12 protein-coding genes and 1 pseudogene are annotated in these 13,954 nt (G+C 69.7%); 3 read left to right on the top strand and 10 right to left on the bottom strand.

The window, feature by feature from the left end; all coding sequences use genetic code 11:
- The first annotated feature begins 135 nt into the window (after window positions 1-135).
- Both ACWDVB_RS34090 and ACWDVB_RS34085 read left to right on the top strand, forming a co-directional pair.
- A complete protein-coding gene (locus ACWDVB_RS34090) occupies window positions 136-705 on the top strand; it encodes a DUF6114 domain-containing protein (RefSeq protein ID WP_451512863.1) in 570 nt (189 codons plus the stop codon).
- Entirely contained in the window at window positions 695-1,987 is a 1,293-nt protein-coding gene (locus ACWDVB_RS34085) for a hypothetical protein (protein WP_451512864.1), read from the top strand. Before ACWDVB_RS34090 ends, ACWDVB_RS34085 begins: the two co-directional genes overlap by 11 nt.
- A gap of 92 nt (window positions 1,988-2,079) precedes the next feature.
- Here the strand turns inward: ACWDVB_RS34085 and pyk are convergent, their stop codons facing one another.
- From pyk to pta, 3 genes are all read right to left on the bottom strand, one after another.
- A complete protein-coding gene (gene pyk, locus ACWDVB_RS34080; RefSeq protein ID WP_451512865.1) occupies window positions 2,080-3,510 on the bottom strand; it encodes a pyruvate kinase in 1,431 nt (476 codons plus the stop codon).
- 103 nt (window positions 3,511-3,613) lie between these two features.
- Window positions 3,614-4,834 (bottom strand): acetate kinase, encoded by a 1,221-nt coding sequence (locus ACWDVB_RS34075; protein ID WP_451512866.1) that lies wholly within the window; start codon window positions 4,832-4,834, stop codon window positions 3,614-3,616.
- Window positions 4,835-4,888: 54 nt separating this feature from the next.
- Window positions 4,889-6,988 (bottom strand): phosphate acetyltransferase, encoded by a 2,100-nt coding sequence (gene pta / locus ACWDVB_RS34070; protein ID WP_451512867.1) that lies wholly within the window; start codon window positions 6,986-6,988, stop codon window positions 4,889-4,891.
- Between the two features lie 265 nt (window positions 6,989-7,253).
- On the opposite strand from pta, the gene ACWDVB_RS34065 reads away from it, so the two are divergent.
- Window positions 7,254-8,279, top strand: a complete 1,026-nt coding sequence (locus ACWDVB_RS34065) for a 6-phosphofructokinase (protein ID WP_451512868.1) — start codon at window positions 7,254-7,256, stop codon at window positions 8,277-8,279.
- Window positions 8,280-8,311: 32 nt separating this feature from the next.
- Here ACWDVB_RS34065 and ACWDVB_RS34060 read toward each other — a convergent pair whose 3' ends face one another.
- From ACWDVB_RS34060 to ACWDVB_RS34030, 7 genes and pseudogenes are all read right to left on the bottom strand, one after another.
- Window positions 8,312-9,055, bottom strand: a complete 744-nt coding sequence (locus ACWDVB_RS34060; protein WP_451512869.1) for a helix-turn-helix domain-containing protein — start codon at window positions 9,053-9,055, stop codon at window positions 8,312-8,314.
- Window positions 9,056-9,094: 39 nt separating this feature from the next.
- Window positions 9,095-9,376 carry a hypothetical protein gene (locus ACWDVB_RS34055; RefSeq protein WP_451512870.1) on the bottom strand — a complete coding sequence of 94 codons (282 nt, stop codon included), beginning with the start codon at window positions 9,374-9,376 and terminating at the stop codon, window positions 9,095-9,097.
- Window positions 9,377-9,494: 118 nt separating this feature from the next.
- Window positions 9,495-10,283: pseudogene (locus ACWDVB_RS34050) on the bottom strand (putative T7SS-secreted protein); the annotation flags it as partial.
- A 17-nt stretch (window positions 10,284-10,300) separates the two neighbouring features.
- Window positions 10,301-11,332: a hypothetical protein gene (locus ACWDVB_RS34045; protein ID WP_451512871.1), complete on the bottom strand. Its 1,032-nt coding sequence runs from the start codon at window positions 11,330-11,332 to the stop codon at window positions 10,301-10,303.
- Window positions 11,320-11,979, bottom strand: coding sequence for a hypothetical protein (locus ACWDVB_RS34040; RefSeq protein WP_451512872.1), 660 nt, complete (start codon window positions 11,977-11,979; stop codon window positions 11,320-11,322). Before ACWDVB_RS34040 ends, ACWDVB_RS34045 begins: the two co-directional genes overlap by 13 nt.
- Window positions 11,980-12,116: 137 nt before the next feature.
- The gene (locus ACWDVB_RS34035) at window positions 12,117-12,971 is read right to left on the bottom strand and encodes a carbohydrate ABC transporter permease (protein WP_451512873.1); all 855 of its coding nucleotides are present in this window, start codon (window positions 12,969-12,971) and stop codon (window positions 12,117-12,119) included.
- On the bottom strand, window positions 12,972-13,943 hold the full coding sequence (locus ACWDVB_RS34030; protein ID WP_451512874.1) for a carbohydrate ABC transporter permease: 972 nt from the start codon (window positions 13,941-13,943) through the stop codon (window positions 12,972-12,974).
- Between the last annotated feature and the right edge of the window lie 11 nt (window positions 13,944-13,954).

Genomic DNA, 13,954 nt, shown 5'->3' with positions numbered 1-13,954 from the left:
ACGCACTCGCCGCTGTGAACGGCCGGGCGCGGGGGCGCGCCGGCATATGACGGAGCCGTCCCCGTGCCCGAATCCGCACGACACCCACTCCGCACCACACACAGAACCAACGCCGTTCCCGAGGAGCTGTACGACATGAGCGCCGAAGCGCAAGTGGGACTGGGCGACAAGCTCGGCCGGATGCGCCGATCGTTCCGGGGGTGGCGCGGTCAGCGCCCGTTCTGGGGTGGTCTGCTGACGATGCTCGGCGGCATCCCGATCATGTACTTCCCGTATGCGAACCTCACGCTCGGCACGATGACGATCCGGATGGCGACCACCGCCGGCGCCGGATCCCTGATCATCGGCGTGCTGTTGGTCGTGCTCGGCCTGACCATGTGGTTCCAGCCGCACTCCCGGGTCTTCGCGGGCGTCGCGGCGATTCTGCTCGCCCTGGTCTCCCTGGTGGTCTCCAACTTCGGCGGCTTCGTCATCGGCTTCCTGCTCGCCCTGCTCGGCGGCGCCCTCGGCGTCTCCTGGGCGCCCGCACGGCCCGCCGGTGAGCCCGCGAAGAGGCGTATGACCCAGGGGCCCGGCGACCCCGTGCGCGACGGGGCTCCCGAGCCCGCCACCACGGCGGCCGCGGGTGGGGTGAGCGGCGGGCAGGACGATCTGTCAGGAACGAGCCCGACGAACGGGACGAACGGGAGGCACCGTGCCGGCTGACGAGGTGCACCACGAGAGCTCCGCGGGCGCGCCTCGTGCGAGAACCGGGCCGCGCCACGCGGCACCCAAAAAGCCGCTGCTGACCCGGCTCCAGGTGCCCGCGGGCAAGGCGATAGCCCTTGCCGCCATGCCCACGGCGGTCCTGATGGGCATGGGCCTGACGCCGACGCTCGCACAGGCGAAGCCCGGTGTGCCCGAGAACCCCTTCCAGGACGGCCCCTGCGTCACGGCGCCGGACAAGGACGCGGAAGCGGACGAGAAGGCCGACGAGCCGTCCGGGCCCACGTCGCCCTCCACCGGTGACAAGGACGCCGGTGACAAGGACCCCGGTGACAAACCCGAACCGGATCCCGCGCCGTCCGCGGGCGACAAGGACGAGGCCCCGAAGCCGAAGCCGAAGCCGGACCCGGACCCGAAGCCGGAGCCCGAGCCGAAGCCGGACCCGAAGCCGGATCCGGAGCCCGAGCCGGCCGAGCCCAAGAACCCCTGGGACCCGCTGGGTCTCGGCGACGCCCTCAAGGACGCCTTCACGCCCGACGAGCCCGCCGAGCCGGACAAGCCCGCCGAGTCCGACAAGCCCGACGAGAAGCAGCCCGAGAGCCCGGACCCGTCCGCCCCGAAGGACACCAAGTCCCCCCAGGACCCGGCCAAGGACACGACGGACAAGACCACCGAGCCCGTCAAGGACACGGCCGACAAGGTCGAGGACGGCGTCGACAAGGCCCAGGACGAGGCCGACGAGGTCACGGACGGCGAGGCGGACAAGGCCGAGGACCCGCTCGCCCCCGACGAGAACGGCAAGAAGCCGTTCCCCTGCGTCGTAGAGAAGAAGGTCGACGGCAAGGGCGAGCAGACGCCCGTGCCGATCCCGAACCAGCCGTGGCACCTGGAGGCCAGCGCCCTGACGCTCATGGGCGCCGACTACCAGGGCGTCGTGAACCTCACGATGCCGGGCGGCCGGACCAAGCAGGCCCTGAAGTACGTCGTGCAGAAGACGGACATCGGCGACCTGCACCAGATCGTCGAGGGACCGGCCGGGAAGAAGTACCACGTCGAGGCCGCGAAGGGCTCCACGTCCACCATCCGCAACGGCGAGACGACGATGTACACCGAGCGGATATCGGGCAAGCTGTTCGGGCTCATCCCGATCACCTTCGACCCCGAGCACCCGCCGCCGCTGAACATCCCGCTGATCCACTTCACGGATGTGAAGGTGCAGCAGGCGGGCCAGTTCGGCGGCGACCTGACGATCCCCGGCCTGCACCAGTCGATCAGCGACTGACCGTACGACACCGAGGGCGCCCCCTGTAGCAGGGGGCGCCCTCAGTGCGTACGTACGAAGGAGTACGAGGGGGGTGCGGAGGAGGCGGACCGTCAGTCGCGGTCCACGCCGCCGAGGTGGTGCACCCGCACCATGTTGGTGGTGCCGGGGACGCCGGGGGGCGAGCCCGCGGTGATGACGACCGTGTCGCCGTCGTTGAAGCGGTTGAGCTTGATCAGCTCGGCGTCGACGATCTCGACCATCGCGTCGGTGTTGTCGACGTGCGGCACGACGTACGTGTCCACGCCCCAGCTCAGCGTGAGCTGGTTGCGGGTCGACTCGTCGGTGGTGAAGGCCAGGATCTGCTGGGCCGCGCGGTAGCGGGACAGGCGGCGGGCCGTGTCACCGGACTTGGTGAAGGCGACCAGGGCCTTGGCGCCCAGGAAGTCCGCGATCTCGGCGGCGGCGCGGGCCACCGAGCCGCCCTGCGTACGCGGCTTCTTGCCGGGCACGAGCGGCTGCAGGCCCTTGGAGAGCAGCTCCTCCTCGGCCGCCGCGACGATCTTCGACATCGTCTTGACGGTCTCGATCGGGTAGGCGCCGACGCTCGACTCGGCCGACAGCATGACCGCGTCGGCGCCGTCCAGGATCGCGTTGGCGACATCGGACGCCTCGGCGCGCGTGGGGCGCGAGTTGGTGATCATCGACTCCATCATCTGGGTCGCGACGATCACCGGCTTGGCGTTGCGGCGGCACATCTCCACGAGGCGCTTCTGCACCATCGGGACCTTTTCGAGCGGGTACTCGACGGCCAGGTCGCCACGGGCCACCATCACGGCGTCGAACGCCGCGACGACGCCCTCCATGTTGGCGACGGCCTGCGGCTTCTCCACCTTGGCGATGACGGGGACCCGGCGGCCCTCCTCGTCCATCACCTTGTGGACGTCCTTGACGTCGCCCGCGTCCCGCACGAAGGACAGGGCGACCATGTCGCAGCCCATCTTCAGGGCGAAGCGCAGGTCCTCGATGTCCTTCTCGGACAGGGCGGGGACGTTGACGGCCGCGCCGGGCAGGTTGATGCCCTTGTGGTCGGAGATGACACCGCCCTCGACGACGATCGTCTTCACGCGGGGGCCGTCCACCTCGACGACGCGCAGCTCGACGTTGCCGTCGTTGATGAGGACCTGGTCGCCCTTGGAGACGTCACCGGGCAGACCCTTGTAGGTCGTGCCGCAGATCGACTTGTCGCCGGGCACGTCCTCGGTGGTGATGGTGAACTCGTCACCGCGTACCAGCTCGACGGGGCCCTCGGCGAAGGTCTCCAGACGGATCTTCGGGCCCTGCAGGTCGGCGAGGACGCCGATCGCGCGGCCGGTCTTCGCGGCGGCCGAGCGGACACGGTCGTACCGGCCCTGGTGCTCGGCGTGCGTGCCGTGGCTGAAGTTGAAGCGGGCCACGTTCATGCCGGCCTCGATCAGCGAGACGAGCTGCTCTTCGGAGTCGACGGCGGGGCCAAGCGTGCAGACGATTTTGGAACGGCGCATGGGGGCGATCCTATCGGTTTGTTTCGGCTCGGAATATTCCGTCTGGTGGAATCTACAAATGGGCGGAAGGGCGCTCAGTTGCGGTGCCGACGCGATTATCGAATTACGGCGCCGATACGTTCCCGACCAGCGCGTATGTCTGGTTCGCGATCTCCAGTTCCTCATCCGTGGGGACCACGGCGACGGCCACGCGCGCGTACTCCGGCGAAATGAGCCGCGCTTCGTCGGAACGTACGGAATTGAGTGCGCCGTCGACCGCGAGACCCAGCTCCTCCAGGCCCGCCACGGCCGCCTCCCGCACCGGCGCCGCGTTCTCGCCGACCCCCGCCGTGAACGCGATGGCGTCCACGCGGCCGAGCACCGCGTAATAGGCGCCGATGTACTTCTTCAAACGGTGGATGTAGATGTCGAAGGCGAGCGCGGCCTCCTCGTCCCCCGCGTCGACCCGGCGCCGGATTTCCCGCATGTCGTTGTCGCCGCAGAGTCCGATCAGACCGCTCTTCTTGTTGAGCAGGGCGTCGATCTCGTCGATGGACATCCCGCCGACGCGCGCCAGGTGGAAGATGACCGCCGGGTCCATGTCACCGGAGCGGGTACCCATTACGAGCCCCTCAAGCGGGGTGAGCCCCATCGACGTATCGACGCACTTTCCGCCCCGCACGGCCGACGCGGAGGCGCCGTTGCCCAGGTGCAGCACGATGACGTTGACGTCCTCGGGCGCCTTGCCCAGCAGCTTCGCGGTCTGCCGCGAGACGTACGCGTGCGAGGTGCCGTGGAAGCCGTAGCGCCGCACGCGGTGCTCGTCGGCGGTCTTCACGTCGATCGCGTAGCGCGCCGCGGACTCCGGCATCGTCGTGTGGAACGCGGTGTCGAAGACGGCGACCTGCGGCAGGTCGGGGCGCAGCGCCCGGGCGGTGCGGATGCCGGTGATGTTGGCCGGGTTGTGCAGCGGGGCGACCGGCACCAGCCGCTCGATCTCCTTGAGCACCTCATCGGTGATCACGGTCGGCGCGCTGAACCTCAGCCCGCCGTGCACCACCCGGTGGCCTATCGCGGCCAGCTCGGGGGAGTCGAGGCCGAGGCCGTCGGCGGCAAGCTCCTCGGCGACGGCCTTGAGCGCCGCCTCGTGGTCGGCGATCGGCTCCTCGCGCTCGCGGGACTCCGCGCCGTCGCCGACGAGCGGGGTGTGCTTGAGCCGTGAGGTCTCCTCGCCGATCCGCTCGACCAGGCCGACGGCCAGACGTGAGCTGTCGCGCATGTCGAGCAGCTGGTACTTGACCGAGGAGGAGCCGGAGTTGAGGACGAGTACGCGAGTGGCGGTCACGGAATGCGGCACTTTCTGTGGGGGGCAGGCGGAGGGCGAGGGCGAGGGCGCGGGCTAGGGCGTCTGGGACTGGATGGCCGTGATGGCGACGGTGTTGACGATGTCCTGGACGAGGGCGCCCCGGGACAGGTCGTTGACCGGCTTGCGCAGGCCCTGGAGGACCGGGCCGACGGCGATCGCGCCGGCCGAGCGCTGCACGGCCTTGTAGGTGTTGTTGCCGGTGTTGAGGTCCGGGAAGATCAGCACGCTGGCCTGGCCCGCGACGTCCGAGCCGGGCAGCTTGGTCGCCGCGACCGAGGGCTCCACGGCGGCGTCGTACTGGATCGGCCCCTCGATCTTCAGGTCGGGCCGCTGGCCGCGCACCAGCTCGGTGGCCTCGCGCACCTTGTCGACGTCGGCGCCCGAACCGGACGTACCCGTCGAGTACGAGAGCATCGCGATCCGCGGGTCGACACCGAACTGCTCGGCGGTGGCGGCCGCCTGGACGGCGATGTCCGCGAGCTGCTCGGCGTTCGGGTCCGGGTTCACCGCGCAGTCCCCGTACACGAGGACCTTGTCGGCGAGGCACATGAAGAAGACCGACGACACGATCGAGGCTCCCCCTGGGGCTTCGCCCCGGGAGGTGCCCCCAGGCTTCGTCTTGATGATCTCGAAAGCGGGCCGGATGGTCGCGGCCGTGGAGTGCACGGAGCCCGACACCATGCCGTCGGCCAGGCCCTCCTGGACCATCAGCGTGCCGAAGTAGTTCACGTCCGCCACCACGTCGTACGCCAGCTCGACGGTGACGCCCTTGTGGGCGCGCAGCTCCGCGTACTTCCCGGCGAAACGGTCCCGCAGCTCGGAGGTCTGCGGGTCGATCAGCTCGGAGTCGGCGAGGTCCACGCCGAGGTCGGCGGCCTTCTTGCGGATCAGCTCCACCGGGCCGAGCAGCGTCAGGTCGCAGACGCCCCGGCGCAGCAGCACGTCGGCGGCGCGCAGCACGCGCTCCTCGGTGCCCTCGGGCAGCACGACGCGGCGCCGGTCGGAGCGGGCCCGCTCCAGGAGCTTGTGCTCGAACATCATCGGCGTGACGCGGTCGCTGCTGGGCGCGGAGACGCGGCTCAGCAGGTCGGCGGTGTCGACGTACCGCTCGAAGAGGCCGAGGGCGGTCTCCGCCTTGCGGGGTGTCGCGGCGTTCAGCTTCCCCTCCAGGGCGAAGAGTTCCGCCGCCGTGGGGAAGGAGCCGCCGGAGACCGCGACGACGGGGGTGCCGGGCGCGAGGCGGTCGGCGAGGGTGAGGATCTCCTGGCCAGGCTGCTCGTTCAGGGTCAGCAGGACGCCCGCGATGGGCGGCGTGCCGGCGCTGTGCGCGGCCAGCGAGCCCACCACGAGGTCGGCGCGGTCGCCGGGGGTGACGACGAGGCAGCCCGGGGTCAGGGCGTTCAGGAAGTTCGGCAGCATGGCGCCGCCGAAGACGAAGTCGAGGGCGTCGCGCGCGAGCCCCGCGTCGTCGCCGAGCAGGACGCGGCCGCCGAGGGCGTGGGTGATCTGCGCGACCGTCGGCGCGGAGAGCGCGGGCTCGTCAGGCAGGACGTAGCAGGGCACGGGCAGGTCGGGGGCGAGCAGCTCGCGGATCTCGTCGCGGTCGGCGGGCGCCACCCGATTGGTGATCATCGCGAGGATGTCGCAGCCCAGGCTCTCGTACGCGCGGTGGGCGTTGCGCGTCTCGGCGCGCACCGACTCGGCGGTCTGGTTCTTGCCGCCGACCACGGGGATCACGGAGGCGCCGAACTCATTGGCGAGGCGTGCGTTGAGCGCCAGCTCGTCCGGCAGCTGGGTGGCCGCGAAGTCCGTACCCAGGACGAGGACCACCTCGTACTCCCCGGCGACCCGGTGGAAGCGGTCGACGATCCGCGAGACCAGCTCGTCGGTGCCCTGCTCGGCCTGGAGCGCGGACGCCTCGTGGTAGTCCATGCCGTACACGGACGCGGCGTCCTGCGAGAGGCGGTAGCGGGCCCGCAGCAGGTCGAAGAGACGGTCGGGGCCGTCGTGGACGAGCGGCCGGAAGACGCCGACCCGGTCGACCTGGCGGGTCAGGAGCTCCATGACTCCCAGCTCGACGACCTGGCGGCCGTCGCCGCGGTCGATCCCGGTCACGTACACGCTGCGCGTCACGCGTGCTCTTCCCTTCTTCGCTGCTTGCCCGCTTACTGGTCCGGGCTGGACAAATGACCCGATATCGCGGCTGTGCCCTCTTGACAATACCTCTGCGGCTGGCTAGGCCGCCCGCCGACGAAAGGCCCTGCAAGAGGGGTCACAAGGCCCCTGCCCCTATATCGGACGCACATCCGTCGGACAGGTGTGAGCGGCGCCCCCCTTCCGGCCGTGGAACAATCGGACCGGCTCACAAGTACCAACAGCGAGCAGGAGACACAGCGCGATGCGTATCGGAATTCTCACCGCGGGCGGCGACTGCCCCGGCCTCAACGCAGTGATCCGGTCGGTCGTGCACCGTGCCGTGACGCATTACGGCGACGAGGTCATCGGCTTCGAGGACGGCTACGCGGGCCTGCTCGACGGGCGCTACCGCCCCCTCGACCTCAACGCGGTCAGCGGCATCCTGGCCCGCGGCGGAACGATCCTCGGCTCCTCCCGCCTGGAGCGCGGCCGCTTCCGCGCCGCCTGCGACGACGCCAAGGTGCTGATCGAGAAGAGCGGCTTCGACGCGCTCATCCCGATCGGCGGCGAGGGCACCCTGACGGCGGCGGGCATGCTCTCCGAGGCGGGCGTGCCGGTCGTCGGCGTTCCGAAGACGATCGACAACGACATCTCCTCCACGGACCGCACCTTCGGCTTCGACACGGCGGTGGGCGTGGCCACGGAGGCGATGGACCGCCTCAAGACCACCGCCGAGTCGCACCAGCGCGTGATGGTGGTGGAGGTCATGGGCCGCCACGCGGGCTGGATCGCCCTGGAGTCCGGCATGGCCGGCGGCGCGCACGGCATCTGCCTGCCCGAACGCCCCTTCGACCCCGCCGACCTGGTCACGCTGGTCGAGGAGCGGTTCTCGCGCGGCAAGAAGTTCGCGGTGATCTGCGTGGCCGAGGGCGCGCACCCGCAGGACGGAACGATGAACTACGGCAAGGGCGCGATCGACCAGTTCGGCCACGAGCGCTTCCAGGGCATCGGCACGGCACTCGCGTACGAGCTGGAGGCCCGCCTCGGCAAGGAGGCCAAGCCGGTCATCCTCGGTCACGTCCAGCGCGGCGGCACCCCCACCGCGTACGACCGCGTCCTCGCGACCCGCTTCGGCTGGCACGCGGTGGAGGCGGTGCACCGCGGGGAGTACGGCAGGATGACGGCGCTGCGGGGGACGGACATCACGATGGTGCCGTTGGCGGAGGCGGTGACGGAGCTGAAGACGGTGCCGAAGGACCGGATGGACGAGGCGGAGTCGGTGTTCTAGGAGGCTTGACGCTGCTAGGAGGCTTGACGCCTCTAGAAGCCCTGTCCGCCCTGTCCGCCCTGTCCGCCCTCTCCGCCCCGGACGAGGGGCCAGAAATGGTCGAGGATCTTTTCGAGATAGTCCCGCCCGGCCTCGCCGGACGCGTCCGAACTGGCACCGCCGCCCCAGCTCAGCGTCCGTGCCATCCGTGACTGGTAGTCCTCGTGCATCTGCCGCAGCACGTCCTCGACGTGCCGCCGCTCCACGGGCAGCAGCTTGGCGACGGACCGCACGTATCCCTGCCACCGGGTGGTGACGGCGCTGCGCAACAGCTCGGCGAGCGGCTCGGACCGCCCGGTCACGGTCACGAAGTCGGGCAGCGACAGGCCGAGGGTGCGGGAGAGGGCGGCGGACTGCCGCTCGTTGCCGCGCCAGCCGTTGGTCTCCTCCATCCGCAGATACGCCTGGATCTCGACGCCCGCCTGCCGCGCGACGTCCTCGGGGGCGAGCCCCCGGGCGATCCGGTGCTCGCGCAGGGTCCGCGCGGCGCCCATGAGTTCCCCGGGCGAACACCAGAGCGTGGCCGCCAGCGCGGCGAGCTCGGCGGAGCTGGGCGAGGCGAGCCCGCGCTCCCAGGCGGCGACGGTGTCGGCGGTGATGTACGTGAGCCCGTATCCGGCCCGCATCCCGTACGCGACATGCCCGTGCGCCATCCCGAGCGCTTCGCGCAGGCGACGGGCGGCGGGGAAATTGAAGGGGGGCGTGGGCTGGCTCGGGGGGCTCGGTTGCACGGGCACACGGTAGGCGCCCCTGGGGGTGGCGACTACGGTGTGTTCCTACGAGGTTGCGGATTGGTGGGAAGCTACGGGGCGCGTTGGAGCGTCGCCTACGCGTACGGGTTCTTCGAGACTGCCGACCAGGTCGGTCACGATGGCGAAGAAGCGGGAGTCGATCTCGTCCTGCGGAGAATTGACCGAGGTGACGCGCTCCCGCTGAGCCACTGGCTGCCGGCCGAGGTGATCCCATGTGAGGGAGATGGCGTTCGGCAGGCCCCGCCCGGTGGTCGTCTGCTCGCACAGCGCGAAACCGTCCCAGGCGAAGGTGACCTGTTCCAGCACGGTGCGGCCGTCCTCGGCGAGGCGTTGTTTCGAGGTGCGACGGCCCAGTAGTGGGTCATAAGGGCGGGCTGAAGGGGTTCAAGTCGGCCCGCACCGCCCTGAAGGACGGTGCCAAAGGCATCGCGATCACACCCACGACGGCGACGACGACCTTGCAGACGGCGATGATGGTGTCCCAGTTGTCGGTGACCCAGTCGCCGATCTCCTCCCACCACTTGCGGTTCGGGATACCCGCGTCGGACGCTTCGTCGATCTTCCGCTTGGCCGTTCCGGCGGCCTCCTCGCGCATCTTGCGGGCGTCGGCGGCCATCTTCTTCGCCGCGTCCAGCGCGCTCTGCGCGGAGGTGACGTCGGATTGGGCGGACTTCTGGGCGTTCTCGGCGGAGGTCGCGTTGCGGGTGGCCGCCCTGACCTTGTCCGGGTCGGGCTTGGGTACGTCCTTGCCGCCGCCCGAGCCCTTGCCGCCGTCCTCCTTGTACTTGTCGGCTTCCTTGCCCGCCTTCTCCATCCACGAGTCGGCCGAGGTGAGGCGGGACTTGGCGGAGGACAGGTCGGCCTGGGCCTCGCGGCCCTTGATGAGCGCCTTGTCGGCGAGGGACTGGGCGCGCTCCAGTTCCGGCCAGTAGGCGGCGAGGGCGTCGCCCGCCATCCCGTAGGACTTCTTGAGCTTCTTCAGCTTGTCCGGGGCCTTCTCGAACTTCTCGGCGAAGGCCTCGGCGGTCTTGCCCGCCCACTGCAAGATGGCGTCCTCGCCCGCCATCCCCTTGATGTCCCGCAGCACCTTGCCGACATCGTCGGAGAAGTCATGCAGGTCCTTGGCGAGCTTGCGCACCCGGTCCGGATCGCCGGGGGTCGGGTCCTTGTCCAGATCCAGGACATGCCAGTCCCGTGGACGATGCCCTGCCATACCGCGACCCCCGTCACCTAGCGGTTGATGGCCTGGATCTCCTGGACCACCACGTCCTGTTCCGCGCCGAACTCACCGTCGGGGAGCTGCTGGTCGTCGGGTACGCCTGTGCCGGTCCAGTGGATCTTCCAGGTGACCGTCGCCTTCAGCGGGAACGAACCGTCGCCCGAGGAGCGCAGGTACTTCACGCCACAGGGCGGGGTCTCCTTGGACTTGCCCTTGGCGTACGGCTCGCCGATCTTGTCCCCTCGGAGGTCGCAGACACCGGACGCGGGATACGTCTCGGCGTCCGGCGTTCCGGGGTCGATCTTGAGGGAGATCGGTTCGGCGGTCGTCGTCGCCTCGATGTCGAGCACGTCCACCCTGGCCGTGACCGACACCGGCTTGAACTCCGCGCCGTCCAGCCAGGCCCAGGTGGGCAGGTTCACCTTGGTCTCGGCCTCGGGAGCCAGGGACACCTTCGTGCCGGGGACGCGGATTCTGGCGTAGGCGAGTTTCGCCAGGATCTCCGGGTCGATGGTGGGGATGTCGGCGGGGGGAGGCTCGTTCTCGTCGACCCAGAAGGTTTCCTCCGTGCACTTGTCCCAGCCGGGCGGGTAGGTCTTGTTGGGGTACGACGTCCACCAGTAGCCCTTGCCGGCCTTGTCGAGGTTGAAGTTCTTGTACGGCTCGCCCTCGACGTAACGCTTGCGCTGCTCCAGGTCCCACTGGTGGCCCGTGGAGTCCACCGCCCAGACCGCCTCACGTTCCTTCTTGAACTGGGCGGGCGTGTAGGCCGGGCCGTACCAGCAGGGGGGCGGGCTGTAGTCGCCCGTGGGGGCGATGGGGCCGGCCTTGGGGCCCGTGCCGTTCTTGGAGTCGTCGTAGCGGATGCCGCCGGCGGTGGCCAGCAGGGAGCCGTCGCCGCCGTCCTCGGTGGGGCCTTCGGCGGCGCCGTTCGTGCTGCCGCCGTGGCCGGTGCGCGCCGACACGGGCGTCGACAGGAGCAGCGTCGCGGCCATCGCCACGGCCCCGGCGGCTATGAGCGGTTTCCTTCTCACGGCTGACATGTGGCGTTCCCCCGGTCGGATGTGGTCGTCTCGGTGACCCAGACGCCCTGCTCGTTCACGCGCAGTCGGCTGCTGTACAGCACGAAGTCGTCCTTCGAAGGCGCGGCGGCCTTGGCGGTCTTCCCTGTCTTGAGGCTCTTGTTGTGCGCCTTGCGCTGGTCCTCGCAGTAGACGAGGCCTGCTGTCTTGCCGCCCGTCACGTCGACCCGCGCGTTGTAGTACCGCTTGGCGCCGGTGATCCGGTCCTTGTACTCGACGTATTCCTGGACGAACTTCTGGCTGGCGGCCGCCGCGTCGCCTTCGGAGTAGAAGCGGTAGGCCTCGTGCAGGGGCTTCTGCTCGGCGATGGCCATGTCGACCGCTTTCAGGTACTGCTCTGTGTCGGCCAGGACCGCGTCCTTGTCCTTGTCGCCGGTCTTGGTCCACTCGAACTCGTACGACAGGTCCGACGGCAGCTTGATCTCGGGGCGCTCGGCCCGCTTCTCCTGCGGTGTGGGCGAGGGCTTCTTGGACTTGCCGTCCCCCTGCTCCGCACCGGCGATCTTGTCATCGGCCCCGGAGGACTTGTCGTCACTGCCGCACGACGTCAGCAGCAGGGCCGCGGACGCGGTGAGCGCGGCCGTCGCGAGGCGGAGAGGGCGGTTCACTGTCGGCTCCTGGCAGGTGGGAGAGGGCGCGGGCTCAGCACGCTAGTGCGACGCCGGGCCTGATACCAGGGAGATGTGCCGTCACGAATGGGGCGCGAGGGACGTATCGGCCCGAACGTATGTCACAGTTCTGTGCCTCACCCCTTCACCGCCCCGCCCAGCGCGAAGCCCCCGCCCAGGCGGCGCGAGACCAGGACGTACAAGAGGATCACCGGGGTCGAGTAGAGGATGGAGAACGCGGCGAGCTGGCCGTAGACCACCGTCCCCTTGTTGCCGAAGAAGTCGTTGATGCTGACCGACGCCGGCATCTGCTCCGGGGTGAGCAGGAGCATGAAGGGGACGAAGAAGTTGCCCCACATCATGACGAATGAGAAGACCGTCACCACCGCCACTCCCGGGCCCATCAGAGGGAGGACGATCCGGAGCAGGGACTGGAAGGACGACGCGCCGTCCGTCCACGCCGCCTCCTCCAGTTCCTTCGGGACACCGTCCATGAAGTTCTTCATCAGCCAGATGGCGAAGGGCAGTTGGGACGCGGCGAAGAAGAAGATCGTGCCCTGCATCGTGTCGATCAGGTCGACCTGTACGAACAGCGCGTACACCGGGACCATGATCGCCGTGATCGGCAGGCTCGTCGCGAAGAGGATCGTCAGCATGAAGGGGCGGTTCAGGCGGGACCGGTAGCGGGAGAGGGGGTACGCGGCGAGGGCCGCGCAGACCACCGTGAGCAGGGTGCCGCCGCCGCACAGCAGGAGGCTGTTGAGGAGCGGGGTGAAGGTGATCTCGGGGGTGAGGACCTTGTCGTAGTTGTCCAGGGTGAGGCTGTCGGGGAGCCGTACCCGCAGGTCCGCCTTCGGGTCGAAGGAGGACAGGACCACCCAGGCCAGGGGGAGGACGAACGCCGCCGCCACGACCAGCAGGCCCGCGTCCGCTGCCAGGCGGTGCTTCGTGCGGCGCGAACGCGGCCCGTGAAGACGTTTGTTGACGGGCACTCAGACCTCCGTACGCAGTAGGCGCATATAGACGAGGGAGAAGAGCGAGCCGACCAGGAGGAGGAGCAGGGCCACCGCCGTGCCGTAGCCGATCATGCTCTTCTGGAAGGCCTGCTCGTACATGAACAGGGGGAGGGTCTGGCTGCGGTTGCCGGGGCCGCCGCGCGTCATCACCCAGATCAGGCCGAAGACGGAGAGCGTCTGGAGGGTGTTGAGCATGAGGTTCGTGCCGATCGAGCGGCGGATCATCGGCAGCGTGATGTGCCACATGCGGCGCCAGCCGCCCGCGCCGTCGACCTCGGCGGCCTCGGTGATCTCCTTGGGGATCTCGTTGAGGGCGGCGGAGTAGACCAGCATCGAGAAGGCCGTGCCGCGCCATACGTTCGCGAACGAGACCGCCAGGATCGGGAGTGTGAACAGCCAGTTCTGCGTGGGGAGATGGAGAAAGTCCAGGACCGCGTTCAGGGTGCCCTCGCGGCGGAAGTACGCGTAGAGCAGGAAGCCCGCGACGACCTCCGGCAGGACCCAGGCCGTGATGACGATGGCGCCCGTGAGGGTGCGGACCGGCTTCGACGCGCGCTGCATGAGGGAGGCGAGGGCCAGGCCCAGCGTGTTCTGGCCGATGAGGGAGGAGACGACCGTGAAGACCAGGGTGAGCCAGACCGCGTTGAGGAACCGCTCGTCGCCGAAGGCCTCACGGAAGTTGTCGAACCCGATGAAGCTGGACTCGGCCTGACCGGTCAACTGGAGGTCGGTGAAGGCGATGTACCCGCAGTAGCCGATCGGCCCCGCGAGGAACAGCGCGAGGAGGACGACGGCGGGGGAGACGGGCAGGGCCCTGAGCAGACCCCGGCGGACACGGGTACTGGCGCGGGGGCCCGGCGGTGGGGCGGCCGGTCCCGGCGCGGTCTTGTCGACGCCGGGCCCGGCGGGAGGACCGGCCGGGGGCCCGGCGGCGGGTGCGGTAGTCACGTACGGGCACT

The sequence above is a fragment of the Streptomyces sp. NPDC003379 genome (assembly GCF_053589195.1).
The sequence above is the reverse complement of the archived record's forward strand: the minus strand, read 5'-3'. Positions and strand labels throughout refer to the sequence as shown.